Below are 26,366 nucleotides of genomic sequence, written 5' to 3'. Positions count from 1 at the left end.
GGCGATAGGCTGGTGGCCATGACGTACTGCGGAGAGGTGACGGTCGGCGGACCCGCCGACGTGCACGAGCTCAAGGACCTGATGATCACCAAGGTCGCGGTCGGCCCGATGGACAACAACGCCTATCTGCTGCGTTGCCGGGCCACCGACGAGCAACTGCTGATCGACGCCGCCAACGACGCGCACACCCTGCTCGGCACGATCGGTGACGACGGCATCGCGTCCGTCGTCACCACCCACCGGCACGCCGACCACTGGCAGGCCCTCGCCGAGGTCGTCGCGGCCACCGGCGCCCGCACCCACGCCGGCCGGCACGACGCCGAGGGCATCCCGGTGCCGACCGATGTCCTGGTCGACGACGGCGACACGATCCGGGTGGGTCAGGTGGAGCTCACCGCACGCCATCTCGTCGGGCACACACCGGGCTCCATCGTCCTGGTCTACGACGACCCGCACGGACATCCGCATGTGTTCACCGGGGACTGTCTCTTCCCGGGCGGTGTGGGCAACACCCACAAGGACCCGAAGGCGTTCGCCAGCCTCATCCACGACGTGGAGACCAAGGTCTTCGCCGCGCTCCCGGACGAGACATGGGTCTACCCCGGGCACGGCAACGACACGTCGCTCGGCGCGGAGCGGCCGCACCTGCCGGAATGGCGGGCGCGCGGCTGGTGACGGCAGGGCGCGTCGGCCGCGGACCCGCGCCCTCGCACCTGCGTACGCACCCCGTGTGAAGCGTTCGCACACATCCGCGGTCCGCGCGCGCTCCCCGCGCACCGGTGCGGCGCGGTCGACTGGTGGCAGCCCCGCACAGGAACGACGGCTCCTGGGCGGCACGGGCCGCCGGCCTCCCGATCCCCGCCCCCCGGCCGGCGGCCCCGGCGCATCAGTCCCGGCGCCTCGGGCCCGGCGCCTCGGGCCCGGCGCCTCAGGCCCGGCGCCTCAGGCCTGGGCCGAGCCCGCTCGGGCCAGGGCCGCGATCCGCTCCACGCCGAAGACGTACCCCTGCACGCCGCACCCCGCGACGACTCCGTCGGCGCGCTGCGAGACGTAGGAGTGGTGCCGGAACGGCTCACGCTGGTGGATGTTGGAGATGTGGACCTCCACCACCGGCAGCCCGTCGCACGTGTTGAGCGCGTCCAGGATGGCGACGGACGTGTGCGAGTAGGCGGCGGGGTTGATCACGATCCCGCAGTGGTTCAAGCGGGCCTCGTGGATCCAGTCGACCAGTTCGCCCTCATGGTTGGACTGCCGGAAGTCCACCGTGCCGCCGTGCGCGGCCGCCGCCTTCACGCACAGCGCCTCGACGTCGGCGAGGGTGTCGGAGCCGTAGATCTCGGGCTGGCGCTGGCCGAGCAGGTTCAGGTTGGGCCCGTTAAGGATCATGATCGGGGCGTTGGCCAGGGTGCGGGGCACGGTTCCTCCGGTCCGTGAGGGGTGCGGCGGCCCGTGCGCGGCCGCCGCTCGGTCCCCGGTGTATCACGCTGCGCCGACGGCCCGGCCCCGGCCTACGGGTTGACGGCCAGTTCCAGGTACGCGGCGAACAGCACCAGGTGGACGCCTCCCTGCAAGGGCGTGGCCCGGCCCGGCACGACCGTCAGGGAGGCCACCACCACGGTCAGGGCGAGCAGCACCATGTGGATGGAGCTGAGGCCGAGGACCAGCGGTCCGCTGAGCCACACGGAGGCGAGGGCGACGGCGGGGATGGTCAGGCCGATGCTGGCCATGGCCGAACCGAGCGCCAGGTTCAGGCTGGTCTGCACCCGGTCGCGGCGCGCGGAACGCACCGCGGCGATGGTCTCGGGGAGCAGGACCAGCAAGGCGATGATGACGCCGACGACGGCGTGGTGGAGTCCGGCGGCCGCCACCCCGTCCTCGATGGTCGGCGACACCCCCTTGGCGAGGCCGACGACCCCGATCAGGGCCAGGCCCAGCATCCCGAGGCTGATCAGGGCCGTGCGCGAGGACGGTGCGTGGGCGTGTTCCTCGGCCGTGATCACTTCGCCCTGCCGGGTGATCGGCAGGAAGTAGTCGCGGTGCCGCACGGTCAGGGTCGCGATGAACAGCCCGTAGAGGACCAGCGAGGACAGCGCCGCGAAGGTCAGCTGCACGGTGGAGAACTCCGGGCCGGGCGCGCTGGTGGTGAAGGTCGGCAGGACCAGGCTGAGGGTGGCCAGCGTCGCCACCGTCGCGAGGGCGGCGCCGGTGCCCTCCGGGTTGAACACCGCGATCCCGTGGCGCAGGGAGGCGACCAGGAGGCTGAGGCCGACGACCCCGTTGCAGGTGATCATGACGGCCGCGAAGACCGTGTCCCGGGCCAGGGTCGCGCTCTTGTCGCCGCCGTCCGCCATCAGGGTCACGATGAGCGCCACCTCGATGACCGTGACCGCGATGGCGAGGACCAGGGAGCCGAAGGGCTCGCCGACCCGGTGGGCGACGACCTCGGCATGGTGCACGGCGGCCAGGACGGACGCCGCCAGGACGATCGTGAGCAGCCCGACGATCGCGCCGGGCAGCGGGCGGCCCCAGGTGAAGGCCAGCAGTACGACCGCGATCACGGGCGTGACGGTCGTCCACCGTGCGAGGAACGCCCTGGGACCGGTGACCATGCGGTGATCGTCGCAGAGGGCGACGGGTGCCGCATTCCGGGTCTCCGGGCCCTCACCGACCGCGCCCGCGGGCCCAACGCCCCCGCCGGACATGCGGGGAGCGGCGAACGGCTCCAGCCGTTCGCCGCTCCCGGGTCCGGGTGGGTCAGGCCTCGACGCTGTCCTTCGATGCCTCGCCGCTCCCGGCGGCCGCCGCGTCCGCCTCGGCCTGCTTCTTCGAGGCGCGGAGGCTGGTGATCGTGGTGACGATCAGGACGGAGCAGATCACGCCGAGGGAGACCGGGATGCTGATCTCCGGAACGTGGACGCCGGACTCGTGCAGGGCGTGCAGCACCAGCTTGACGCCGATGAAGCCCAGGATCACGGACAGGCCGTAGGACAGGTGGACCAGCTTCTTCAGCAGCCCGCCGATGAGGAAGTACAGCTGTCGCAGGCCCATCAGGGCGAACGCGTTGGCCGTGAACACGATGTACGGGTCCTGCGTCAGACCGAAGATCGCCGGGATGGAGTCGAGCGCGAAGAGCACATCGGTGGTGCCGATGGCGAGCATCACGACCAGCATCGGGGTCATGATCCGCTTGCCGTTCTCCTCGATCCACAGCTTGGTGCCGTGGTATCGGTCGGCGACCCCGAAGCGTCGCTCGGCGGCCTTGAGGAGCTTGTTCTCCTCGAACTCCTCGTCCTCCTCGTCGGCCCGGGCCTCCTGGATGAGCTTCCAGGCGGTGTAGATGAGGAACGCACCGAAGATGTAGAAGACCCAGGCGAAGCTGGCGAGGATCGCGGCGCCCGCGGCGATGAAGATGGCCCTCAGGACCAGGGCTATGAGGACACCGATGAGCAGAACCCGCTGCTGGTACTGCGAGGGCACCGCGAACTTCGCCATGATCAGGACGAAGACGAAGAGGTTGTCCACGCTCAGCGACTTCTCGGTGATGAAGCCCGCGAAGAACTCGCCGGCGGGTTCACCGCCCCCGAAGAGGAGCAGGCCGAGCCCGAAGAGGCCCGCCAAGGCGATCCAGACGCCGGTCCAGATGCCGGCTTCCTTGATCGATACGTCGTGCGGTTTGCGGCCGATGAAGAAATCGACCGCGATAAGGGCGGCAAGGCCCACGATGGTCAGGACCCACAGGGTCACCGAAACTTCCACTACGCCTCCGGCAGTACGTCACACGGCAGATGTCAGCGTCGTCGCTGCCGGAGGTCTCTTCCACCCGAGGAGTCCGGGACGCGTGATGCGCCCGGAACCACGGGCCGACGCCCCGGGATCTGGCCTGATCCGTATTGACGGGTACGCCGCACAGACAGGGAGTACTCCCCTCCGTACGGACGACAGTACCCCAATACCCAAGAGAAGGTAAAGAGTTTTGCAAATAAAGCTCAAAAGCCCAGTTCGGACGTGGTCACCGGTCCCATGAGCGGCGGGCGGCGGCGACCTGGGCGAGCACCTGCTGGAGCACCTGGCTGCCGGGCGGCACGAGCGGGGGCTCGTACGTCCAGGCGTGCCCGACCCACGGGTCGGCGAGGTGGTCGTCGGCCACCGGCGTCAGCCGCAGCAACGAGCGCCACAACGGGTCGAGCAGCGGTCCGAACCCGGCGGACTCCTCGCGGTCGGCGACCATCATCAGGTGGACGCCGACGGCCGGTCCCTCGTCGGCGAGGTAGCGCAGCTGGTTGACGGCCCGGTCGTCGAAGCCGTGGGGGAAGTCGTTGACGACCAGCAGTTGCTGCGAGGTGTCGAGGCCGGGCGGGAGCGCGTCCGGAGCACCTCCGCGCAACGCCATCTGGACCAGGTCGACGCGCTGGGTGAGACGGGCCAGCACGTCCGCCGCCCCCGCGGCGCCCTGGGCGGGCGGCGCGGCGAGCACCCCGCTCCGCACCAGCGGCGCCAGGGCCTGCGCCCCGGATCCGGCCGGGTCGATGACGTGCACGGTGAACTCGCCCGCCGGGTAGACGGCGAGCAGCCGGGCCGCGTGGGCGACGGCCGTCTCCAGGCCCAGACGCCGCATCTCGTGGGAGTCGGCGAACGAACCGTCGAGCGAGGCGGAGCGCCCGCTGTCGATCCACAGACCGCGCTCGAGCGGCAGCCGGATCAGCATCGGGATGCGTATGCGGTCGGCCTCCGGCAGATGGAGATCGCCCAGCCGCAAAGCCATCGGGATCTCCATGGGGACTCGGTAGGCGTGCCAGACGGGGTTGTCCCAGCGTGCGAAGGCCGCCGGCAGGGCGGGCTCGACGACCTCGGCCTCGGCGACGAGCTGGGCGACGTCCCGGTCCAGCACCTCCCGGGCCTGGGACACCAGCCGGCCGTGCCGGGAGCGCGCCTCCTCCCGGGCGGCATCGCCCTGCCCGCCGATCCGGCTGCGGGGATCGGACAGGACCTGGTCGAGCTCCTTCTCCATGCGGGATTCGGCGAAGTCGACGGCGCTGCGGTAGGCGGCCGTGGTGCGGGCCAGGTCCTCGAACATGCCCCACACCTGGTTGTAGAGCCGCTCCTCCATGGACCAGCCGGTGGCGTCACCCGCGACGGGCCGGGCCGGCTGACCGGGTTCGGCCGGGGGCGCGGCCGGCGGTGGCGGGGGCGGCGCCGCGTTCTGCCGGCGCGGGTGGCTGTAGTCGACCGGGCCGCCTGCGCTGGGCGCGGACGGCTGGCCGGTGGTGGCGGGCTCCCCCGGCCCGCCCGGGTACGGCTGTGGTCCCCCGGTCCGTCCCGGCGCCCCGGGTGTCTGCGGGCCGGGAGCGGAAGCGCCCCGGGGGTCGTACGGAGACGCCGGCGGAACGGGAGCGCCGGGGCCTGTCCGCGGCGCGGTGCCGTGGTCCGGGCGGTGCGCCGGGGCGGCGGCCGGAGGGGCGGGTATCGAACGGGCCAGCCCGCTCGCCACCGCCTCGTGGATGCTCGCCGCGAGCTGGTGGGCCTGGGACAGCTTCTGGTCGGCGAGAAGCTCGGCGAGCCCGCCCGCGTAGCCCTGGCCGACGGCGCGGACCTTCCAGGCGCCCTGGCGCCGGTAGAGCTCCAGGGCGACGACGGCGGTCTCGGCCTCCAGGCCGGTGATGGTGTAGCTGGCGACCTCGTCGCCGTCGAGGTCGGTGACGGCGACGAAGGGGGCCGCGACGGCCCCGAACCGGGCCGGGCCGCTCCCGCCGACGGGCAGGGCGAGCAGCACGCTGACGCGGTGCACCGCGTCGGGCACGGCGTCCAGGTCCACCGCGAGGCGGTGGTCGGCGGCGGCCTGCCGGGAGACCTCGAGGCCCGGCAGGGTGGGCGCGCCCGGGTGGACCACCCGTTCGACGCCGTGGATGGTGCCGTTCTCGTCGCCGAGTGTGGCCCCGGCCACGACCGGCGTGCCGGCCGAGATCCGGATCTCGAGACGAGCCCGGGGCAGCGGGTGGTTCTGTCCCCGCGTCAGCTCGGCCGTCATCGCCTTTCCCCCTGTGTCATTCGTGTGGCACCCGCGAGACGTCATGCGGGCCCGGCCGGTCCCGCGAGCGGGACCGGCCGTTGGTGTCGGACGGCTGCGGGCCGGATTCCCGCAGGTCAGCTGCTGCGGCCGCTACAGGACCGGCAGGATCGCCGGCATCAGGTCCTGGAAGGTGCGGCCGTTGGCCGGGGTGCCGATGGCGGTCATCGCCCAGCCCTGGCCCACGCGGTTCACCTTGGCCATGATCTGGGCGGTGAAGGCCCCGCCGCCGGCCAGCGTGTAGCGGGCGAGCTCCTGGCCGTTGGTCTCGTCGACCAGGCGGCAGAAGGCGTTCTGCACTTCCTGGAAGGTCTGGCCGGTGAAGGAGTTCACCGTGAAGACGATCTGGTCGATGTGGACCGGAACGCGCTGCAGGTCGACGAGGATCGCCTCGTCGTCGCCGCCCTGGCCGACACCGCCGACGAGGTTGTCCCCGGTGTGGCGCACGGAGCCGTCGTCGCTCACCAGGTGACGGAAGAAGACGACGTCGACCGGCTGCTTGTCCGCGAAGAGGACCGCGGAGGCGTCCAGGTCGATCTCCCGGGTGCGCGAACCGAACAGGCCGCGCCGGGGGGCCGCCTGCCAGCCGAGACCCATGCGCACCGACGTCAGGCTGGCGCCGTCGCTCTTCTGCAGACTGATGGCCTGACCCTTGGTCATATTGACGGTCACGCGCTGATCCCCTCTCGAACTGTCCCCTGTTGCCGCGCTCTGCGCGGTTGACCAGAACCCTACGCAGAGGCACTGACAGCGCCCCACCCCGGTCCGTGCTTTGTGTCGGTCTTGCAACACAGCGCGTGCCCCGGACGGGCCGTCAGGCCAGGCCCGCCTCCTTCATCTGGCGCAGTTCCTTCTTCATCTCGGAGACCTCGTCGCGCAGCCGGGCCGCGATCTCGAACTGGAGGTCGGCCGCAGCCGCCCGCATACGGGTGGTGAGGTCCTCGATCTGCTCGGCCAGCTCCGCCGCGGGACGGTCGGTCACGGCTGTTTCCTTGGCCCTGCCCTTGGCCGTCTTGGCTCCGCCCTTCGCCTGGCCGCCCAGCGCGGGCACGGGAGCCTTGGCGCCCTTGCCCTCCTTCACCTGGCGGTAGCCCGAGCCGAGGAGCTGTTCGGTGTCGACGTCCTCGCGGGCGATCTGCGCGACGATGTCGTTGATCTTCTTGCGGAGCGGCTGCGGGTCGATGCCGTTGGCCTTGTTGAACGCGACCTGCTTCTCGCGCCGGCGGTTGGTCTCGTCGATGGCCTTCTCCATCGCCGGCGTGATCTTGTCCGCGTACATGTGGACCTGGCCGGAGACGTTGCGCGCCGCGCGGCCGATGGTCTGGATCAGGGAGGTGCCGGAGCGCAGGAAGCCCTCCTTGTCGGCGTCGAGGATCGCCACCAGGGACACCTCGGGCAGGTCGAGGCCCTCGCGCAGCAGGTTGATGCCGACCAGGACGTCGTACTCGCCGGCGCGCAGCTCGCGCAGCAGCTCGACGCGGCGCAGCGTGTCGACGTCGCTGTGGAGGTAGCGGACCTGGATGCCGAGCTCCAGGAAGTAGTCGGTGAGGTCCTCGGCCATCTTCTTGGTGAGGGTGGTGACCAGGACGCGCTCGTCCTTCTCGGTCCGCTTGCGGATCTCGTGCACCAGGTCGTCGATCTGGCCCTCGGTGGGCTTGACGACGACCTCCGGGTCGACCAGGCCGGTGGGGCGGATGATCTGCTCGACGGCGCCGTCCGAGCGGGAGAGCTCGTAGGTGCCCGGGGTGGCCGACAGGTACACCGTCTGACCGATGCGCTCCTGGAACTCCTCCCACTTCAGCGGGCGGTTGTCGAGCGCGGAGGGCAGCCGGAAGCCGTGGTCGACCAGGGTCCGCTTGCGGGACGCGTCGCCCTCGTACATGGCGCCGATCTGCGGGACGGTGACGTGCGACTCGTCGATGACGAGCAGGAAGTCGTCCGGGAAGTAGTCCAGCAGCGTGTTCGGAGGGGAGCCGGGCGAGCGGCCGTCGAAGTGCATCGAGTAGTTCTCCACGCCGGAGCAGGAGCCGATCTGGCGGAGCATCTCGATGTCGTAGGTGGTGCGCATCCGCAGCCGCTGGGCCTCCAGGAGCTTGCCCTGCTTCTCCAGCTCGGTCAGACGCTCGGCCAGCTCCTTCTCGATGTCGTTGACCGCCCGCTCCAGGCGCTCGGGGCCGGCGACGTAGTGGGAGGCCGGGAAGACGTACAGCTGCTGGTCGTCGCTGATGATCTCGCCGGTGACCGGGTGGAGCGTGGACAGGGCCTCGATCTCGTCGCCGAACATCTCGATGCGGACGGCCAGCTCCTCGTAGACCGGGAAGATCTCGATGGTGTCGCCGCGCACCCGGAAGGTGCCGCGGGCGAAGGCCATGTCGTTGCGCGTGTACTGGATGTCGACGAAGCGGCGCAGCAGCTCGTCCCGGTCGTGCTCCTCGCCGACCCGCAGCGGGACCATGCGGTCGACGTACTCCTGCGGCGTGCCGAGGCCGTAGATGCAGGACACGGAGGCGACCACGATGACGTCACGGCGGGTGAGCAGCGAGTTGGTGGCGGAGTGGCGCAGTCGCTCCACCTCCTCGTTGATCGAGGAGTCCTTCTCGATGTAGGTGTCCGACTGGGGGACGTAGGCCTCGGGCTGGTAGTAGTCGTAGTACGAGACGAAGTACTCGACGGCGTTGTTGGGCAGCAGCTCGCGGAACTCGTTCGCCAGCTGGGCGGCGAGGGTCTTGTTCGGCGCCATCACCAGGGTGGGGCGCTGGAGCTTCTCGATCATCCACGCGGTGGTGGCGGACTTGCCGGTGCCGGTCGCACCCAGCAGGACGACGTCCTTCTCGCCTGCCTGGACGCGCCGGGCCAGCTCGGCGATGGCCGCCGGCTGGTCGCCGTTGGGCTGGTACGGGCTGACGACCTCGAAGGGCGCCACCGTGCGTTCGATCTGGGAAACGGGCCGCATGGGTTCCACCGTACGACCCCGCACTGACAACGGGTCCCGGTCAGCGGTTCTGCGGGGTGCGGGGGCGCCGGTGGACGAGGGGGCGGGTGCGGCGCGCGGGGTGGTGCGCCGGGTGGCGGATCGTGCGGGCGCCCTCGGTGTGGGCGGGGATGCCCGGCTTCCGCTGGACGGGGGCCGCGGCGGGCTTCCCCATGACCATCAGCGGGTCGCGCACGACGACGACGCCGGCGAGGAGGAGGAAGGCGAGGGGACCGATCAGCATGGGGGCGAGCAGTTCGGCGGGCGAGCCGCCGGTGGAGGGCTCGGCCGTGCCGCTGACGTGGACCTCGACGGCGGCCATCCCCGTGTAGTGCATGCCGGTGACGGCCAGCCCCATGATCAGGGCGGCGCCCACGCTCCACAGGAAGCCCCGGACCTGTCCGGCCGCCCACAGGGCGGCGGTGGCGGCGGCCATGGCTATGCCGACGGACACGGCGACGGTGAAGGTGTTGTACGTCAGCTGTCCGTCCAGGTGCATCCCGGCCATTCCCAGGTAGTGCATCGAGGCGATGCCCAGGCCGGTGACGGTGCCGCCGGTGAACAGGGCCGTCCCGCTCGCGCCCCGGTAGCCGACGATGAAGATCCCGACCCCCACCATGACGATGGCGACCGCCAGGCTGGCGAAGGTCATCAGCCAGTCGTAGCGGATCGGCGTGTGTTCGATCGTGAAGCCCATCATCGCGATGAAGTGCATGGTCCAGATGCCGGAGCCGATCGCCGCCGAGCCCAGGGCTAGCCATCCGGGGCGCCAGGAGCGGGTGACCAGCATCGCCCTGGCGGTGCAGCGCAGGCCGAGGGCACCGCCGAGGCACGCCATGAGGTAGGCGGCCAGCGGTGTGACGAGTCCGTAGCCGAATCCGTGGACCGTGGTGTGCATGTGCGGCTGCCCTTCCGCCTTCTTACGCCCCGGTGGTGTCCCGGATTCTCCTGATGTGCGCCCCCTCCCAGGATCGCGCGAACGATCAGGGTCGAGGCAGAGAGTATGACTTCCACCGGAATGGACGAACGATTCTCCGGCAAAGAATCACGGCCTCGCCCCAGTTGTGCCGTCCCCGTGAGCGTAGTTGAGCAACTCCATTCAGCCGGTGGCCACTCCGCACCCCTCTCTTGTTGACTCTCCGGTGTCACAGTGGTGCTGTCCGTGATCGTTCGACGCGAGGAGTACGCATGCACGTGCGCGCAGTAGCCGTCACGACCACCGCCCTTCTTGGAGTCGCCCTCACGGCTCCCCTCTCGCACGCCCGGGGCGACGGAGCGGGCGACGACGGCCCCACGGTCGTCGCCCACCGGGGCGCTTCCGGGTACGCGCCGGAGAACACGCTGGCCGCCGTCGACCGGGCGGCCGAGCTGGGCATCCGCTGGGTGGAGAACGACGTCCAGCGCACCCGGGACGGCGAACTCGTCGTCCTGCACGACGAGACCCTGAACCGTACGACCGACGTGGAAGAGGTCTTCCCGGACCGGTCGCCCTGGAAGGTGAAGGACTTCACGGCCGCCGAGATCGCGCGGCTGGACGCGGGGAGCTGGTTCGGGCCCGAGTACGCGGGCGCGCGCGTGCCGACGCTGGAGCAGTACGTGGACCGGGTGGAGCACAACCACCAGAAGCTGCTCCTGGAGCTGAAGAGCCCCGGGCTGTACCCGGGCATCGAGCGGCAGACCCTCAAGGTCCTCGCCAACGAGGGCTGGCTCGACCGGCGGCACGTGGCCGGGCGGCTGGTCGTGCAGAGCTTCGACGCCGACAGCATCCGGACGGTCCACGACCTCAAGCCCGCCGTCAAGACCGGGTTCCTCGGCACCCCGGCCGTCTCGGAGCTGCCGGCGTACGCGGAGTTCGCCGACCAGATCAACCCCTCGTACAGCTCGCTCTCCATGAGCTACGTGTCCGCGGTCCACGCGTTCACCGGGCCGCACGGCAGGCCGCTGGAGGTGCTCACCTGGACGGTGAACGACGCGGACACCGCGCGCCGGGTCGCCGGGTACGACGTCGACGGCATCATCACCAACAAGCCCGACGTGGTGCGGGACGCCGTGGACTGACCCGGCGTTGTCAGTGGCGGGCCGTACGGTGGGCGCATGGACAGCCCTGGGCAGTACGAGCAGCAGGTCGTGTGGACCGTCGTCGGGACCGACATCGGTCCGCTGCTGCTGGCCGCCACCCGCGACGGTCTGGTCAACGTGGTGTTCCACGCCACCGACGCCACCCGCGACCGGGCGCTCGAAAGGCTCGCGGCCCGGCTGGGCACGGAGCCCGTCGAGGCGCCCGGTTCGCCGCTGCTGGCCGAGGCGACCGACCAGGTGGAGGCGTACTTCGCGGGCCGCAGGCGGGACTTCGACGTGCCGTTGGACTGGTCGCTGATCTCGGGCTTCAACCGCCAGGTGCTGCGCGAGCTGGCGTCCGGCGTCCCCTACGGCCAGGTCGCCGGCTACGGCGACCTGGCCGGCCGGGTGGGGCAGCCGGGCGCCGCGCAGGCGGTGGGCATGGCCATGGGGGCCAATCCGCTGCCGGTCGTCGTGCCGTGCCACCGGGTCGTGGAGAGCGACGGCGGCATTGGCGGGTTCGGCGGCGGTGTGGACACCAAGCGGCGGCTGCTCGCGCTGGAGGGCGTGCTGCCCGAGCCGCTGTTCTGAGGGGCGGACAGCGGCCGGGGCTACTCGTAGTGGCGGGCCTCGATGATGTTGCCGTCCGGGTCGCCGAAGTAGAAGCTCCGCCTGGCCAGGCCGCGGGCGCCGTAGGAGTCGTGCGAGAGGTCCGAGACGGGGATGGACTGCTCCTGCAGGCGGGCGCGCAGGGCGTCGAAATCGGGTGCGGGCAGGGACACGCAGAGGTGGTTGACGGGATGCCCGGCACTGGCGTCGGCGCCGGGGACCACGCGCATGCGGTCCGCCATGGCGTGCGGTGCCAGGTCGAGGATGGTCTCGTCGTTGAGACGCACGGAGGGGAAGCTCACGGTCCCCGCGGCGTACTCGGTGACCCGCAGTGGTTCGAGACCCAGGTTCTTCTCGTAGAAGCCGGCCGCGGCGACCGGATCGCGCACCCAGAGGACGACGTGGTCGAGGCGTGTCGTGTTGTCCGTCATGACTCCCAGGCTCGTGGCCGGTCCCCGGCGCCGCAAGGGGTCCGTCGCGGCACCGGCGGGGTTTGGCGGCGTCCCCCGCCCGCCAGGGATGAGGGAGACCGGAGCTGAGGGAGAACCGTCGGCGGGAGGCAGGCTCGTGATGCTGGTGGTGTCGGAAGAGGTACGGGAGGCGTTGGACGCCCATCGCCCCGTGGTGGCCCTGGAGTCCACGATCATCGCGCACGGCTTGCCGCGCCCGCGCAATCTGCTGGTGGCGCGGGAGCTGGAGGACGCGGTGCGGCGCGAGGGCGCCGTACCGGCGACGATCGCGGTGCTGGACGGACGGCCGCACGTCGGCCTGGACAAGGAGCAACTGGAGCGGGTCGCCAACGAGGACGGCATCCGCAAGCTGGGGCACCGGGACCTGCCGCTCGCGGTGGCCTCCGGCGCGAGCGGGGCGACCACCGTGTCGGCGACCGCCCTGCTGGCCGACCTCGCGGGCGTACGGGTGTTCGCGACCGGAGGGCTGGGCGGCGTCCACCGGGAGTGGACGGTGACGCAGGACGAGTCGGCCGACCTGGGGCTGCTGGCCCGCACCCGGATCACGGTGGTCTGCGCGGGCGTGAAGTCCATCCTGGACGTACCGGCGACCCTGCAACGGCTGGAGACGCTGGGGGTCGCCGTGGCCGGGTACGGGACGGACCGCTTCCCCGGCTTCTACCTCTCCGACTCGGGACATCCGGTGGACTGGACGCTGGACGGCCCGGAGCAGGTGGCGGCGGTCATGCGGGCGCAGGACGCGCTGGGCGGGCCGCGGTCCGCGCTCGTGGTCGCCAACCCCGTGCCCGAGGAGGAGCAGCTCGATCCGGCGCTCCACGCGCGCGTGCTCGCCGACGCGCTGCACGCCTGCGAGGCGGAGGGGGTCACGGGCCAGGCGGTCACGCCGTTCCTCCTGGAGCGCCTGGTACGGCTCACCGACGGCGCCTCACTGAGCGCCAACCTGGCGGCCGTGCGGGGGAACGTGCGGCTGGCGGCCCGGATCGCCGCGGCCTGGACCGGGGCGTGAGCGTGGCGCCGGGCGGTGCGCTGCTGGTCGTCGGGGACGTGGTCACGGACGTCGTCGCCCGGCACCGGGGACCGCTGGCCGCCGGCACGGACACCGCCGCCTCGGTCCGGCGGCTGCCCGGCGGGGCGGGGGCCAACGTGGCCTGCTGGGCCGCGCACGAAGGGTGCGAGGAGGTACGGCTGCTGGGCCGGGTGGGCACCGACGCCTGCGCATGGCACGAACGGGAGCTGGCGGCGTGCGGGGTGCGGCCGCTCCTCGTCGTCGACGCGGCGGCGCCCACGGGGACGGTGATCTGCCTGGTCGACACCGCCGACTCGGCCGAGCGGACGTTCCTCACCGACAGCGGGGCGTCGCTGCGGCTCGGGCCGGACGACTGGTCGGACGCGCTGCTCGACGGCTCGGGCCGGCTGCACCTCTCGGGCTACCTCCTGTTCTCGGAGCCGAGCCGCGCCCTGGTGTCGGTCGCCCTGTCGGCGGCCCGCGCGCGTGGGGTGCCGGTCAGCCTGGACCCGGCGTCGACCGGGTTCCTCACCGCGCTGGGCGTCGACCGCTTCCTCGGTCTCGTCGAGGGCGTGGAGGTGCTGCTGCCCAGCCGTGACGAGGCGTGTCTGCTCACCGGCCTGCCCGACCCGGCGGACGCGGCCGCGAAGCTCAGCCGGCACGTTCCGCTGGTGATCGTCAAGCAGGGCGCGGAAGGGGCCCTGGTGGCGCGGTCCGGCAGCGTGAGCGCACGGGTCCCCGCGGTCACGGCGTCGCCCCTGGACAGTACGGGGGCCGGTGACGCCTTCACCGGCGCGTTCCTCGCCGCACTGCTCGCGGGCGCGGAGCCCGGGGAGGCGGCGGCCGCCGGGTGCCGGGCAGGGGCACGGGCGGTCGAACGGGTGGGCGGGAGACCGCCGCGAACGGCCGACCGGCGAGCGGCCGACGGGTAGCCGGGGTTATGCCTTGCGCCCCCAGGCCGAGATCATCGGCGCGGTCGCTAGGTCCATGCCGCCGGACGCGACGTTCGCGAGGTGGCGGTCGATGTCGTCGTGGGTGGCGGCCCCGGCGGAGACCAGCTGGTCGCGGAGCTGTCGTACCGTCGCGGACTCCAGGGCGGTACAGGCGGGCGAGGTGACCGGGAAGTAGGCGTCGGCCTCCACGCGGCGCAGCCCCGCCTCCCGCAGCAGCCGGGGCAGCCGGCGGCCGTAGGAGAGGTCGGCGCCACGCTGGGACAGCAGTTGCCGGAAGCCGTGCCGGAGCCTGTTCGCCAGCTGCTGCTCGGGGCCGTGCTCGTCGGGGCAGAGCAGGGGCTGGAGCGCCGGGTCGGCGTCCTCGACCAGGAGGCGGCCACCGGGGCGCAAGGCCCTGATCATCGACCGCAACGCCCTGTCCCGGTCGGGGACATGGACGAGGACGAGCCGTGCGTGCACCAGGTCGAAGCCCTCCCCGGGCGGTTCCTCCGCGCCCACGTCGTGCACGCGCACCTCGACCGGCGGCCGGCCGGCCGGGACGACCCGTGAGGTGTCGATGTCCGTCGCGAGGACCTTGCCGGTCGGTCCGACCCGCTTGGCCAGCCACGACACCACGGAGGTGCCTCCGGCCCCGACCTCCCAGCAGCGCCAGCCGGGGCCGACGCCGAGTGCCTCCAGGTGCCGGAACGTCGTGGGGTCGAAGAGCGTGGCGAAGGCGTCGAAGCGCTCCGCCGCCTCGGACTGGCCGTTGTCGAGGAGGTATCCGTCGGTTCGCGTCATGCTGCGATCATCCCAGTTGTCCCGCTTGTGCGAAGGGGACGACGCTCCGGCACGAGGGCCTCCTCCGGGCGGCCGGGACCGTCGGTGCGGGGGCGTGCGCGGTCCCCGAGCGGCCTGTCCACAGGCGGGAACAAAGCGGAACGCGCCGTTTCCACAGGCTCGTTCGCCGTGCCCGCCGGCCTGGCAGACTGGCGGGCCAAGGCGCGGGAAGCACGGCGCGAGGGGACCCACGCGAGGAGATTCGGATGACCATGGCGGGGAATCTGCGGAAGGTCACGGGGCTGGGACGGACCGGCGGCCTCCGGAAGGTGGCACGGCTGGCCCGCCGACGGCCGCGGGTGGACCTGAGCCACCACGCCCGTTCCCCGCTGGGCTCCTCCGTGGTGAACTGCGTGACCTACCGGGACGGTGTCCGCTCCCCCGAAGGCGGCGATCCGGTCGAGGCCGTGGCGCGGATGCGCGGGCGCGGGGCGGGCTTCCTCTGGCTCGGCCTGCACGAGCCGACGGACGAGGAGTTCGCGGGTGTGGCGGAGCTCTTCGAGCTGCATCCGCTGGCGGTCGAGGACGCGATCGAGGCCCACCAGCGGCCCAAGGTGGAGCGGTACGGAGAGACGCTCTTCGCCGTGTTCAAGACGGTCTGCTACGTGGAGCACGAGGAACTGACGGCCACGAGCGAGGTGGTGAGCACCGGCGAGATCATGGTGTTCACCGGGCAGGACTTCGTGATCACCGTGCGGCACGGGCGGCACGGCTCGCTGGGACCGTTGCGGGAGGGGCTGGAGTCCGATCCGGCGCAGCTCGCCAAGGGACCGTCGGCGGTGCTGCACGCGATCGCGGACCATGTGGTGGACGACTTCCTGAGCGTCATCGAGTCGGTCCAGGAGGACGTCGACCGCGTCGAGACGGAGGTGTTCGCGGAGAACGGCGCACGGGTCGACCCCGGGCGCATCTACCAGCTCAAGCGTGAACTGCTGGAGCTGCGGCGGGCCGTGGTGCCGCTCGGCCGGCCGCTGGAGGAGCTGGCCACGCGGCCGTTCCGCGTGGTCGAGCCGGAGATACGGGCCTACTTCCGCGACGTCGCCGACCACCTGCTGCGGGCCACCGAACAGATCGCGGCGTTCGACGAACTCCTCAACTCGATCCTCCAGGCCCACCTCGCCCGTGTGACCGTCGCGCAGAACGAGGACATGCGGAAGATCACGGCGTGGGCCGCCATCGTCGCGGTGCCCACGATGGTCTGCGGGGTGTACGGCATGAACTTCGACCACATGCCGGAGCTGGGCTGGCGGTACGGCTACGGCCTGGTCATAGGCGTGATAGCCGTCGCCTGCCTGGCGCTGCACCGGGGTTTCAGGCGCAACGGCTGGCTCTGAGGGAGGGCCTCAGCCGCTCCGGGTCAGCCCGCTCCAGGCGGGATGCCGTGGGTCGTCGGCACGCACCAGGACGTCGGCGGTGCCCGACGGGTCGGTCTCCTCGTCGTAGCGCTCGAAGACGGGCAGGGTCCACTGCTCGCTCTCGGGAGTACGGCGGCGCAGGGCGCCCGGGGTGAGGACGAGATGGACGCTCAGATCGAGGGGGAACCAGTGACGGAGCAGAAAGGGGCCGTGGAGCAGCAGCGCACCGCCGGGAGGGAGTGGGACGTAGGGGCTGCGGGTGGCCCGGTCGGTGACCGGGTCCCACAGGTCGGGCAGGACCCGCCCGTCGCCGCCGGGGCCGAGGGGATCGAAGACCTCGCGCCACAGTGCGCCGGTGTCGTACCAGCCGTTGTAATAGGACTCGATGTCCTGGTGTCCGTACTCCAGACGGAGCGAGGCGGGTCGCAGGAAGCCCTCCGTTCCGACGACGAGGGAGGGACGGCCGCGGACGCGCAGGGCCTCACCGACCCGTTCGGCGAGGTCGCCGGGGCGGGCGGCCGGGGCGCCGTCGAGGGCGACGCGGGTCCAGGTACTGCCGTCGGTGGGCTTCAGGTCGAGCAGTCGCTCGGCGAGCCGGTCGCCGAGCCGGTCCCAGGTGATCGCTTCCAGTCGCACCCGCCCATGATGCGTCAGTTCCCGCGTCGGTCGACACGGCGGTCGCCCCGCCCGTCGCCGCCTCGCCCGCGTGGACGCTCGCACATGGACCCGCGGCACTCGGCCATGGTCACCGTGCCGGTACGGAGGTTGACTTGGGGTGATCGACGGGCGGAGGCTCCGGGACGGCGTCCACCGGACGGGCGGTTGCTCGACGGGTGGGAGCTGACATGGGTGGGAGCTGAGACGGGTGGGAGCTGAGACGGGTGGGAGTTGACAGGACATGATCGACGGACCGTATCTGGCGCTGACGGTGCTGGGCGTGCTCGGGACCGGTGTGACGGCCGGTGTCTTCTGCGCGTTCTCCACCTTCGTCATGCGGGGGCTGGCCGCGCTGCCGCCCGCACAGGGGGTCGCCGCGATGAACGCGATCAACAAGGCCGCGGTACGGCCGGCCTTCATGTCCGTGTTCCTCGGGACGGCGGTGCTGGCCGTGGTGATCGCCGTGGTCACGTTGGTGGTCTGGCCGAAGGACGCGGCGGTGGAGCTGCTGCTGGGCAGCGGGCTGTACCTGGTCGGGTCGTTCGGAGTCACCGTGGCGGCCAACGTGCCGCGCAACGACGCGCTGCTCCGGCTGGAGCCGGGTTCCGCGGAGGCGGTCGGCCGCTGGACCGGGTACGTGCGCGAGTGGACGGCCTGGAACCACGTGCGTACGGCTGCCGCGGCCGCCGCGGCGGTGGCGTACACGCTGGCCCTCGCCTGAGTCGGGCGAGGCGGGGGGACCCGGGCCGAGGGAGCACCCCGTGCCGCCCGGTGGCGGGCGGCACCGCGGGCCGGGGGCCGTCCGGGCGTTCTGCGCGTCGGGCGGGCCGGTCGTATCGTGGAGCGCGAGAGCGCCGCCCCACGGCGCCCGGCCAGCCACCGCGCACGCAAGGAAGACGGCCATGGCCGATCCCAAGGGTTTCCTGACGACGCCCCGCGAGGAGTGGCCCCGCAGGCCGGCCGGGGAGCGGGTCGGGGACTGGGACGAGGTGTACGTCCCGGGGGCGCTGCTGCCGATCGTCGGCCGGCAGGCCGACCGGTGCATGGACTGCGGCGTCCCCTTCTGCCACGAGGCCTGTCCCCTGGGCAACCTGATCCCGGAGTGGAACGACCTGGTCTCCCGGTCGGACTGGCGGGCGGCGAGCGAGCGGCTGCACGCCACGAACAACTTCCCTGAGTTCACCGGCCGGTTGTGTCCGGCACCGTGCGAGTCGGGCTGTGTGCTCGCCATCAACCAGCCCGCCGTCACGATCAAGAACGTCGAGTGCGCGATCGCCGACATGGCCTGGGAGGAGGGCTTCGCCCCGCCGCGGCCACCCGAGCGGCTGTCCGGGCGGACGGTGGCGGTGATCGGCTCGGGGCCCACGGGCCTCGCGGCGGCGCAGCAGCTGACCCGGGCGGGGCACACGGTCGCCGTGTACGAGCGGGACGACCGGATCGGCGGGCTGCTGCGGTACGGGATCCCCGAGTTCAAGATGGAGAAGCGGCACCTGGAGCGGCGCATCGGCCAGATGCGGGCGGAGGGGACGCGGTTCCGTACGTCGACGGCGGTCGGACGGGACGTGGACGCCGCCGGGCTGCGGGCCCGCTACGACGCGGTGGTGGTCGCCACCGGGGCGACGGCGTGGCGCGAGCTGACCGTGCCCGGCCGGGAGCTGGCGGGGGTTCATCAGGCGATGGAGTACCTGCCGCTGGCCAACCGGGTGTGCGAGGGCGACCTCGAGCGTTCCCCGCTGTCCGCCGCCGGGCGGCACGTCGTCATCGTCGGTGGCGGCGACACGGGCGCGGACTGTCTCGGTACGGCGGTGCGGGAACGGGCGGCGTCCGTGACGCAGCTGGACATCTACGCGCAGCCGGGCGCGGAACGCGACGAGGAGTCGGAGCCCTGGCCGACGTATCCGCGCCTGTACCGGTTGTCGGCGGCGCACGAGGAAGCGGGCGAACTGCGGTCCGCGCCGGCGGCGGACGCGGACGCCCGGCTGTTCGCGGCGTCCACGCTCCGCCTCACCGGCGACGAGCGGGGGCACGTGCGTGCGCTGCACCTGGTCGGTGTGGACGCCGGCCGCCGGCCGCTGCCCGGCACCGAGCGGTCACTCCCCGCGGACCTGGTCCTCCTCGCCCTGGGTTTCTCGGGGCCCGACCGGCGGGACGGGCTCGTCGACGGTCTCGGGCTGGCGATGGAGCCCCGTGGCACGATCGCCCGGGACCAGGGCTTCGCGACCAACGTCCCGGGGGTGTTCGCCGCCGGGGACGCGGCACGCGGACAGTCCCTCGTCGTCTGGGCGATAGCGGAGGGGCGGGCGGTGGCGGCGGCCGTCGACCGCCACCTGTCCGGCGGCGCTACCCGGCTGCCGGCACCGGTCGGCCCGTACGACCGGCCGATGACGGCCTGAGCGGCGTCACCGGCGGGCCCGCCCCGTCACGGCTTGCGGGCCACCGCCCCGTACCCGGGGATGATGCCGTCGTGCTGACCGGCGACCGGCTCGCCCAGTTCGGGGTGCCACCGGTGCGGCACCTCGATTCCGGGCTCCACCAGGTCGAGGCCGGCGAAGAAGCGGGTGAACTCCTCGCGCGAGCGCAGGGCCAGGGTGACCCCGGCGGCACGGAGCTTCTCGGTGGCCGCCCGTGACTCCTCGGGGGTGAAGTCGGCCGTCGCGTGGGTCATCACCAGATGGCTGCCCGAGGGCAGCGCGTCCAGCAGCCGGCGGACCAGGTCGTGCGCACCGTCCTCGTCCGGGACGAAGTGCAGCAGCGCCACCAGGGACAGCGCGACGGGCCGGTCGAAGTCCAGGATCTTCCTGGCCCCCTCCAGGACGGCGTCCGGGTCCCGGACGTCGGCCTGGAGGTACTCGGTCTCCCCCTCGGGCGTGCCGCGCAGCAGGGCCGCCGCGTGGGCCAGCACGATGGGGTCGTTGTCGCAGTAGACGACGCGTGCGTCGGGCGCGGTCGCCTGGGCGACCTGGTGCAGGTTGGGCTCGGTCGGTATACCGGTGCCGACGTCCAGGAACTGCCGTGTGCCGCGGCTCGCCAGCCATCGGGTGGCACGGTGCATGAAGGCGCGGTTGACCCGCGCCATCACCGGCACCCTCGGGTCGAGGGCGAGCATCTGCCGGCCCATCGCCTCGTCGACCGGGTAGTTGTCCTTTCCGCCGAGATACCAGTCGTACATCCGCGCGGGGTGCGGCTTGCTCGTGTCGATCCCGGCGGGGCCGTGCTGCCCGGTCATGACGCACTCCCAGGTGTCGAGTCCTCGTCGCGATGGGTGATCAACTCAGATGCCAAACAGCTTAAAAAGAACATGCAACGGGGTGACGTGTTTCAGGACAGGAGGAAGTCCGCCTCTCCCGCCTTCGCTCCCTCGATGAACGCCGTCATCTCGGCCGAGGTGTAGATGAGCGCCGGCCCGTCCGGGTCGGTGGACTGCCGTACCGCGATCCGGCCGTCGGCGAGCTTCATGGCCTCCAGGCAGTTGCCTCCGTTGCCGCCGCTCCACGGCTTGTGCCAGCCCTCGCTGCCCAGTTCACGGGCGGGCATGCCGTTGTAGATCCGCGCACCGCGGGTCAGTGGCGAGCGCTGGGGTTTGATGCGGTTCATTCACAGCTCCTTGCGGAGATCCCGGAGGATCTCCTTCGTGCGATGTGCCGTGGCGGCCTGCGCCGCCATGCGGTCCATGACCTCGAGGTGGGTCGCCACCTCGGCACGCGCGTCGAGGTAGACGGCGCCGGTCAGGTACTCGCTGTAGACCATGTCCGGGAGTTCCGGCATGGCGAATCGGAACAGCACGAAGGGCCCGTACGTGCCGGGGTGCGGCCCGCTGGAGAACGGCGCGATCTGCAGCGTCACGTTGGGCAGCTTCGTGGCCTGGAGCAGCCGGTCGATCTGGGCACGCATCACCTCCGGGCCCCCGACGGGGCGGCGCAGCGCGGTTTCGTCCATCACGACCCACAGCCGGGGTGCGTCCTTACGGGTGAGCAGTTCCTGGCGTTGCATGCGCAGGTCGACGTGGCGCTCGATGTCGTCGGGGCGGGTCTGCCCGATGGCGCCCGAGCGCAGCACGCCCCGCGCGTAGTCCTCGGTCTGCAGCACTCCGGGGACGAAGTGGGGCTCGTAGGCGCGGATCAGGGAGGCCGCGCCCTCCAGGCTGACGTACAGCGAGAACCAGCCGGGGAGGATGTCGTGGAAGCGCTGCCACCACCCCGGCTTGTTGGCGTCCTCGGCCAGCTGGACGAAGGCCTCGGCCTCCTCGTCGCCGACGCCGTACGCCTTCAGCAGGAGCTGGAGGTACGGGATCTTGAGGGCGACCTCGGCCATCTCCATGCGGCGGACCGTGGCGGGGGCGACGCGCAGGATGCGGGCGGCTTCCTCGCGCTTGAGACCGGCACGTTCCCGCAGGTCCAGCAGGCGCCGGCCGAGTACGACCTGGCCGACCGTCGGCGCGGACCGCGGCTCGCTCACCGCCCACCTCCTGAAGAGTCCCGAAAGAGTCCTTGCGTCCCTGTTCCCTTGTACGGACAGCCTCGGCGAGCCCCGGCGTGTCCTGGTGCGGACAGCCCGGCGGCGCCATTCGAAGGTCTGTTCGAAAACCCGGAAGGATCTTCGACGACCTGAAGTGGCGCCGCTCGACGTGCTGTTGCGAGCAGTGTGCCACGGCCGTCCAGAACGTCACACAGCACTCTGCATTTTTCAGAGTGACACTTGCCAAGTGTTCACGGCGGGGCGATAGTGGCAAGCGTGATTCCGTCCGCGCCCTTAGGAACAGACGCCACCGCGGGCTCCCTGGGCCTCGGTGCCGCCATGGGAGCCGGCTCCTCGGGAGCCGCCGCCGCCGAGCGCCGGTTCCGTTTCGAGCTGGCCGCTCATCCGGGCTCTCCCTCGCAGGCCAGACGCCTGACACGGGCCCGGTTGAGCGGCTGGGCGGTGTGCGAGGACACCTGTGACACCGCGGCCCTGGTGGTCTCCGAGCTGGTGACCAACGCGATCGTGCACACGGCGAGCAGACACATAGTGTGCGAGCTGCACGACGCCGCCGACCTGGTCCGCATAGCCGTGCGCGACGAGGGCTGCGCCCCGGGCCAGCCCCACCCCTCGGCCGATCAGCAGCCCGAGGACGAGCACGGCAGGGGCCTGCTTCTCGTCGACGCCCTGTGCGACGCGTGGGGCGCCCATGAGCACGGTCCCGGCCTGCTGGTCTGGGCCGAGCTGCCACGCAAGGCCGAAGAACCGCGCGACCCCTCGGAGCCCCACAACGACCTGGGCTGGGGCGCCCGGCCGAAGCCCACCCCCGCGGACGGCACGGGGGACGAGGACGAGGTCGAGTCCCGCCGCAGGGAAGGCCGGGAAGCCCGGGAGACACTCCGCGGAACGGGGACCGAATGGCTATGAGGGCCGCGTCCGGCGTCCGACCCCTCGGTCTGGACACGATGGTCCGCCTCCAGCGCGGACGACACACCGCCGGGACACCTCGGAGACTGCCCGTGCCGGACGGCATGACGGCACCGCTGGGCTGCGACGCGGTGGCGGTGCCCGCCCTCCTGGGCCAGCAGGTGCTGCCCCGGCTGCCGCGCGTGGGGTGCGTCTACGCCGATGAGACGCACTGGTGGTGGATCGTTCCGTCCGACTCCGACTACGCCCTGGAATGGCCGGCGCCCGCGCGCTACGCCACCGGTGCGGTCGTCCCCGGCACCTCGGACCTGCCGGCCCTCCTCCACCGCTCGGACGGCACGGTTCCCTACACGCCGCCCATCCCGCTGTATCTGGCCCTGTGCAGGCTGACGAACACGACGCCGACCTGGTCGCGGACGGTCAGCGCGTAGGCGCCGGACGGTCGGCGCGTCGGCGCGGGACGGCGGCGTGTCAGGCCGCCGCGCCACCCGCGGCGTCGCCGCCGCGCACGACGACCAGGAACATGTCCGTGGCGAGGTCCATCACGACCTCGGCGGGCAGACCCTCCAGGCGCCGCGCCTGGGCGAACTCCTCCGCAGGCCAGGATCCTCGTGGTCCACCGGCGGGAAAGCGTTCGAGCACCGTACGCCCGTTCACTCCGCACCTCCATGTAGCGCTGTACTCGTAGAGTCAAACGCCAACCATGGGGTGAACACCTCGCCCGGTGATGATACTGAGACACAGTTGACACCCGTTCACCGCAAAGGGTGAACGACGCCTCGGCCGTCCGGCCGTTTTCGCCACCGAGCGTGTCAGTCCTCGTACTCGTCGTGATAGCGCACTCGCCCACTGCCCGCGGGCGCGCCGAGAGCCGACGCGCGCCCCTCGGGCTTCTCCCACGCCTCCTGCCGGCCGAGCGCGGTCAGGTCGAGCAGGCTGGTGGTCGAGCCGAGTCCGTCCAGGCCGCGCTCGTACGTCGAGTAGGTGTGGAAGACCCGTTCGCGGTCCCGCAGGAAGCAGCTGAGCCCCGGCCGCTCGACCAGCTCGCCCTCGTGCTCCAGGGTCACCTCGAAGTCGGTGTTGAAGTCGCTGACGTATGACGAGTACCAGGGCAGTGTCCAGCCCATCCGCGCCTTGAACGGCAGGATCCTGGGATACGGCGCCCGGGAGACGGCCGCGAACGACGTGCCGCGGGCCCTGAGGTGCGCGAGGTGCCCGATCTGGTCGAGGAACGCCGAGCAGCTGCGGCAGCCGGCCTCCCACTCGGGCGCGAACATGAAGTGGTAGACGACGAGCTGCTCGCGGCCTTCGAAGAGGTCGAGCAGGGTGGCCTTGCCGTCGCCGCCCTCGAACACGTACTCCTTGTCGACCTCCACCATGGGCAGTGCGCGCCGCTCGGCGTTGAGGGCGTCACGCGCGCGGGTGGCCGCCTTCTCCTTGGCCAGCAAGGCCTCGCGCGCCGCGCGCCAGTCCGCGCGGGTGACGATCTCGGGCAGCGACATGGCTCCAGCCTCCTGTGCGACGTGCGTCGTGCTTCGGTCCGACGGCCGACGGTCCGAAGCGGTCGGGCCGTCCGGGTGGTGACCGAAGGGCGGAACGGAACTCATCGCTGCCCGGCAAGATTCTTTTCAGCAGGTCACTGAACAGGCTCTGAACGGGCCTTTCAGGTGTCGTACTCCTGGACGCGCCGACCGTGTCCGCGGTCGGTCAGGGCGGGCAGCCGCTCCGCCAGCTCCCGCGCCGTCGCGGGCACGTCCACGGTGAGCAGTTCGCGGTCCCGCATGAGGACGCGCCCGTCCACGATCGTGGTGCGCACGTCGGCGGCGCGCGCGCTGTGCACCAGCGTGGCGGCGAGGTCGTGCACGGGCTGGGTGTGCGGTCCGGTGAGGTCGACGAGGATCAGGTCCGCCCGCCGCCCGGGGGCGATGCGGCCCACGGCGTCCCCGAGGCCGACCGCGTGGGCGCTCTGCACGGTGGCGTGGTGGAGGGCCTGGCGGGAGGTCAGCCAGCGCGGGTCGCCCTCGGTGGACTTCTGGACCAGGGACGTGAGCGCCATCGACTCCCACACGTCGAGGGAGTTGTTGGACGCGGCCCCGTCGGTGGCGAGCCCCACGGCGACGCCGATGTCGCGCAGCGCGCGCACGGGTGTCGTGCCGGGCCAGGCGAACTTGAGGTAGCCGCGGGGGGCGGTCGCCACCGCCGTACGGCCGCCCGCGCGCGCGAGGAGCGGCAGGTCGCCCTCGGTGATGCCGGTGCCGTGGGCGATGAGCACGTCGGTGTCGAGGACGCCGGTGCGTTCGAGGACCTCGATGGGGGTGACCCCGTGCCGGGCGAGGCTGGTGTCGGTCTGGTCGCGGTTCTCGGCGGCGTGCAGGTGCACGGGCAGGCCGTGGTCGCGGGCGAGTTCCGCGGTCGCGGCCAGGTCGGCGTCGGTCACCGTGTAGGGGGCGTGCGGGGCGAGGGCGGTGGTGATCCGGCCGCCGGCCCCGTCACGGCACCGGAGCGCGAACTCCAGCGACGCCTCCCGGCCTTCGGGCCCCTGGGAGGAGAAGTACGCCTGCCCCAGCTGGGCCCGCAGCCCGCACCGGTCGACCACCGTGGCCACGGCGTCCATGTGGAAGTAGCTGTCCGCGAACGTCGTGACCCCCGCGCGGATCATCTCGGCGCAGGCCAGCCGGGCGCCGAGGATCACGTCCCGCGCGGTGAGGTTGGACTCGACGGGCCAGACGACGTCGTTGAACCACTCCTCGGTGGGCAGGTCCTCGGCGAGGCCGCGCAGGGCGACCATGGGCGCGTGCGTGTGGCAGTTGATCAGCCCGGGGAGGGCGACCTGACCGCGTGCGTCGATGCGCTCGGCGGCGGGCACCGCGGCCCCGGCGGCGGCGGTGGTCACGCAGTCGACGGCCCCGTCGCGCACGACGACGGCCGCGTCCTGCTCGAAGCCGATCCGTTCGCGGTCGTCGTGCACCAGGACGGTGCAGCCGGTGATGACGAGATCGGCGGGCTCGGGGGAGGAAGGCGTCATCACGCCAACGTACGGTGCCGTCCCACGCGTCCGCGCCGCTCGGCGAGTTCGTCCCGCAGCGCGGCGAGCCGTTCGGTGTGGCGGGGGGTGAGCCGCCCGGTGTCGTCGAGGTGCACGGCGCACGCGGTGGTGGTGTCGACGAGTCGTTCGAGGACCGCGGCGACCTCGTCGGTGCCCTCGGAGTGCCGGGCGAGGGCGGGCAGTTCGGCGGCGGCGCGGGCACTGGCGGCGCGGGCCTCGGCGAGGGTGCGGTAGGCCTCCCGGCGCAGCGTCCACCGGGTGGCGCGGTCGTCGGACTCGCCCAGTACGTGCGTGAGGTAGGCCTGTGCGGCGGCGTCGGCGGCGTCGATGCCCGCCCGGATGCCGGCGCCCCGCTGCCCCGGCATCGGCAGGTGCCCGACCACCAGCACGATCGCGCAGGCCAGCAGCGTCTCCCCGATACGGCCCGCCGAGGCCTGCGGTTCGCCGCCCACCATGACCAGGGCCAGGACCAGGACGGTGACGACGGTGGTCTGGGCGGCGAAGTGCCGCGCGGCGACCGGCACCAGGGCACCACAGACGGCGACGAGGACGACGAGCCCCTCGGGCCGGGGCAGTACGGCCGCGAACCCGGCGAACAGCAGCGCCCCGAGCACCGTCCCGGCCGCCCGGCACAGCACCCGGGACACGAGTGGGCCGAGGTCGGGCTTGACGAGGAAGACGGCGGTGGCGGGCAGCCAGTACCAGTGCTGGTGGGAGCCGTACCAGTGACCGTGGTGCAGCGCCTGGGCGACGGCGGCACTGGCGCCGAAGCACAGCCCGGCCCGCAGCCCGTACTCCCGCCCGCCCGGGCCGAGCACGGCGCGCGCCACGGAGCCGGGCGATCGCCTCCGGACGTGCAGGTCGGAGCCCCTGCCCCGGTCGAAGGCCGCCGCCGCGTGCAGCAGGGCGTCGTCCAGGGCGCGCAGGGCGGGGTCGGTCCGGCTGGGCGCGGGCAGCGACCCGGCGTGGGTGTTGC

General features: G+C 72.2%; 27 protein-coding genes. 10 read left to right on the top strand and 17 right to left on the bottom strand.

The annotated features are described in order from the left end of the window. Nucleotides 1-18: 18 nt before the first annotated feature. Nucleotides 19-675: an MBL fold metallo-hydrolase gene (locus BZZ08_RS27490; protein ID WP_104634919.1), complete on the top strand. Its 657-nt coding sequence runs from the start codon at nt 19-21 to the stop codon at nt 673-675. Nucleotides 676-942: 267 nt separating this feature from the next. Here BZZ08_RS27490 and aroQ read toward each other — a convergent pair whose 3' ends face one another. The 7 genes from aroQ to BZZ08_RS27455 form a co-directional block, all read right to left on the bottom strand. Then, a complete protein-coding gene (gene aroQ, locus BZZ08_RS27485) occupies nt 943-1,416 on the bottom strand; it encodes a type II 3-dehydroquinate dehydratase (protein WP_104634918.1) in 474 nt (157 codons plus the stop codon). Nucleotides 1,417-1,508: 92 nt separating this feature from the next. Then, complete coding sequence (locus BZZ08_RS27480; protein ID WP_104634917.1) at nt 1,509-2,609, bottom strand: calcium:proton antiporter; 1,101 nt, start codon at nt 2,607-2,609, stop codon at nt 1,509-1,511. A gap of 145 nt (nt 2,610-2,754) precedes the next feature. After that, nucleotides 2,755-3,756, bottom strand: a complete 1,002-nt coding sequence (locus BZZ08_RS27475; RefSeq protein ID WP_104634916.1) for a TerC/Alx family metal homeostasis membrane protein — start codon at nt 3,754-3,756, stop codon at nt 2,755-2,757. Nucleotides 3,757-4,009: 253 nt separating this feature from the next. After that, on the bottom strand, nt 4,010-6,025 hold the full coding sequence (locus BZZ08_RS27470; RefSeq protein WP_104634915.1) for a TerD family protein: 2,016 nt from the start codon (nt 6,023-6,025) through the stop codon (nt 4,010-4,012). Between the two features lie 132 nt (nt 6,026-6,157). After that, nucleotides 6,158-6,736, bottom strand: a complete 579-nt coding sequence (locus tag BZZ08_RS27465) for a TerD family protein (protein ID WP_104634914.1) — start codon at nt 6,734-6,736, stop codon at nt 6,158-6,160. 142 nt (nt 6,737-6,878) lie between these two features. Beyond that, nucleotides 6,879-9,017, bottom strand: coding sequence for an excinuclease ABC subunit UvrB (gene uvrB, locus BZZ08_RS27460; RefSeq protein WP_104634913.1), 2,139 nt, complete (start codon nt 9,015-9,017; stop codon nt 6,879-6,881). Nucleotides 9,018-9,057: 40 nt separating this feature from the next. Next, nucleotides 9,058-9,933: an MHYT domain-containing protein gene (locus BZZ08_RS27455; protein ID WP_104634912.1), complete on the bottom strand. Its 876-nt coding sequence runs from the start codon at nt 9,931-9,933 to the stop codon at nt 9,058-9,060. Nucleotides 9,934-10,223: 290 nt separating this feature from the next. On the opposite strand from BZZ08_RS27455, the gene BZZ08_RS27450 reads away from it, so the two are divergent. After that, entirely contained in the window at nt 10,224-11,093 is an 870-nt protein-coding gene (locus BZZ08_RS27450; RefSeq protein ID WP_104634911.1) for a glycerophosphodiester phosphodiesterase, read from the top strand. A gap of 36 nt (nt 11,094-11,129) precedes the next feature. Beyond that, nucleotides 11,130-11,684, top strand: a complete 555-nt coding sequence (locus BZZ08_RS27445) for a methylated-DNA--[protein]-cysteine S-methyltransferase (RefSeq protein WP_104634910.1) — start codon at nt 11,130-11,132, stop codon at nt 11,682-11,684. 20 nt (nt 11,685-11,704) lie between these two features. Here the strand turns inward: BZZ08_RS27445 and BZZ08_RS27440 are convergent, their stop codons facing one another. Then, the gene (locus BZZ08_RS27440) at nt 11,705-12,133 is read right to left on the bottom strand and encodes a VOC family protein (RefSeq protein ID WP_104634909.1); all 429 of its coding nucleotides are present in this window, start codon (nt 12,131-12,133) and stop codon (nt 11,705-11,707) included. Nucleotides 12,134-12,272: 139 nt separating this feature from the next. Between BZZ08_RS27440 and BZZ08_RS27435 the strand changes: the two genes are divergently transcribed. Both BZZ08_RS27435 and BZZ08_RS27430 read left to right on the top strand, forming a co-directional pair. After that, on the top strand, nt 12,273-13,178 hold the full coding sequence (locus tag BZZ08_RS27435) for a pseudouridine-5'-phosphate glycosidase (protein WP_104634908.1): 906 nt from the start codon (nt 12,273-12,275) through the stop codon (nt 13,176-13,178). Then, nucleotides 13,175-14,110, top strand: a complete 936-nt coding sequence (locus BZZ08_RS27430; RefSeq protein ID WP_104634907.1) for a carbohydrate kinase family protein — start codon at nt 13,175-13,177, stop codon at nt 14,108-14,110. The genes BZZ08_RS27435 and BZZ08_RS27430 overlap by 4 nt, the downstream gene beginning before the upstream one ends. Before the next feature lie 6 nt (nt 14,111-14,116). Here the strand turns inward: BZZ08_RS27430 and BZZ08_RS27425 are convergent, their stop codons facing one another. Further along, entirely contained in the window at nt 14,117-14,911 is a 795-nt protein-coding gene (locus BZZ08_RS27425; protein WP_104634906.1) for a methyltransferase domain-containing protein, read from the bottom strand. A gap of 245 nt (nt 14,912-15,156) precedes the next feature. Between BZZ08_RS27425 and BZZ08_RS27420 the strand changes: the two genes are divergently transcribed. Then, nucleotides 15,157-16,284 carry a magnesium and cobalt transport protein CorA gene (locus tag BZZ08_RS27420; protein WP_104634905.1) on the top strand — a complete coding sequence of 376 codons (1,128 nt, stop codon included), beginning with the start codon at nt 15,157-15,159 and terminating at the stop codon, nt 16,282-16,284. Between the two features lie 9 nt (nt 16,285-16,293). Here BZZ08_RS27420 and BZZ08_RS27415 read toward each other — a convergent pair whose 3' ends face one another. Beyond that, entirely contained in the window at nt 16,294-16,941 is a 648-nt protein-coding gene (locus tag BZZ08_RS27415) for a uridine kinase (protein ID WP_104634904.1), read from the bottom strand. A 262-nt stretch (nt 16,942-17,203) separates the two neighbouring features. Between BZZ08_RS27415 and BZZ08_RS27410 the strand changes: the two genes are divergently transcribed. Further along, nucleotides 17,204-17,683 carry an anthrone oxygenase family protein gene (locus BZZ08_RS27410; RefSeq protein WP_104634903.1) on the top strand — a complete coding sequence of 160 codons (480 nt, stop codon included), beginning with the start codon at nt 17,204-17,206 and terminating at the stop codon, nt 17,681-17,683. Nucleotides 17,684-17,864: 181 nt separating this feature from the next. Further along, nucleotides 17,865-19,355, top strand: coding sequence for a glutamate synthase subunit beta (locus BZZ08_RS27405; protein WP_104634902.1), 1,491 nt, complete (start codon nt 17,865-17,867; stop codon nt 19,353-19,355). A 26-nt stretch (nt 19,356-19,381) separates the two neighbouring features. Here BZZ08_RS27405 and BZZ08_RS27400 read toward each other — a convergent pair whose 3' ends face one another. The 3 genes from BZZ08_RS27400 to BZZ08_RS27390 form a co-directional block, all read right to left on the bottom strand. Then, a complete protein-coding gene (locus tag BZZ08_RS27400; RefSeq protein WP_104634901.1) occupies nt 19,382-20,188 on the bottom strand; it encodes an SAM-dependent methyltransferase in 807 nt (268 codons plus the stop codon). A 92-nt stretch (nt 20,189-20,280) separates the two neighbouring features. Beyond that, nucleotides 20,281-20,556 (bottom strand): DUF397 domain-containing protein, encoded by a 276-nt coding sequence (locus BZZ08_RS27395; RefSeq protein ID WP_104634900.1) that lies wholly within the window; start codon nt 20,554-20,556, stop codon nt 20,281-20,283. Beyond that, nucleotides 20,557-21,417, bottom strand: a complete 861-nt coding sequence (locus BZZ08_RS27390) for a helix-turn-helix domain-containing protein (RefSeq protein ID WP_104634899.1) — start codon at nt 21,415-21,417, stop codon at nt 20,557-20,559. 267 nt (nt 21,418-21,684) lie between these two features. Between BZZ08_RS27390 and BZZ08_RS27385 the strand changes: the two genes are divergently transcribed. Then, the gene (locus BZZ08_RS27385; protein WP_104634898.1) at nt 21,685-22,344 is read left to right on the top strand and encodes an ATP-binding protein; all 660 of its coding nucleotides are present in this window, start codon (nt 21,685-21,687) and stop codon (nt 22,342-22,344) included. After that, complete coding sequence (locus BZZ08_RS27380; RefSeq protein ID WP_446750274.1) at nt 22,335-22,775, top strand: hypothetical protein; 441 nt, start codon at nt 22,335-22,337, stop codon at nt 22,773-22,775. Before BZZ08_RS27385 ends, BZZ08_RS27380 begins: the two co-directional genes overlap by 10 nt. A 40-nt stretch (nt 22,776-22,815) precedes the next feature. Here BZZ08_RS27380 and BZZ08_RS27375 read toward each other — a convergent pair whose 3' ends face one another. From BZZ08_RS27375 to BZZ08_RS27360, 4 genes are all read right to left on the bottom strand, one after another. Continuing rightward, entirely contained in the window at nt 22,816-23,001 is a 186-nt protein-coding gene (locus BZZ08_RS27375; RefSeq protein WP_052841564.1) for a hypothetical protein, read from the bottom strand. Between the two features lie 155 nt (nt 23,002-23,156). Continuing rightward, nucleotides 23,157-23,846 (bottom strand): DUF899 domain-containing protein, encoded by a 690-nt coding sequence (locus tag BZZ08_RS27370; protein WP_104634896.1) that lies wholly within the window; start codon nt 23,844-23,846, stop codon nt 23,157-23,159. Nucleotides 23,847-24,007: 161 nt separating this feature from the next. Next, nucleotides 24,008-25,369: an amidohydrolase gene (locus tag BZZ08_RS27365; RefSeq protein WP_104634895.1), complete on the bottom strand. Its 1,362-nt coding sequence runs from the start codon at nt 25,367-25,369 to the stop codon at nt 24,008-24,010. Further along, nucleotides 25,369-26,366 (bottom strand): FUSC family protein (locus tag BZZ08_RS27360; protein WP_133169227.1); only part of this gene is annotated, 998 nt, incomplete at its 5' end. The genes BZZ08_RS27365 and BZZ08_RS27360, both read right to left, overlap by 1 nt.

Origin of the sequence: Streptomyces sp. MH60, assembly GCF_002939385.1 — a bacterium.
Lineage (GTDB): Bacteria > Actinomycetota > Actinomycetes > Streptomycetales > Streptomycetaceae > Streptomyces.
The sequence above is the reverse complement of the archived record's forward strand: the minus strand, read 5'-3'. Positions and strand labels throughout refer to the sequence as shown.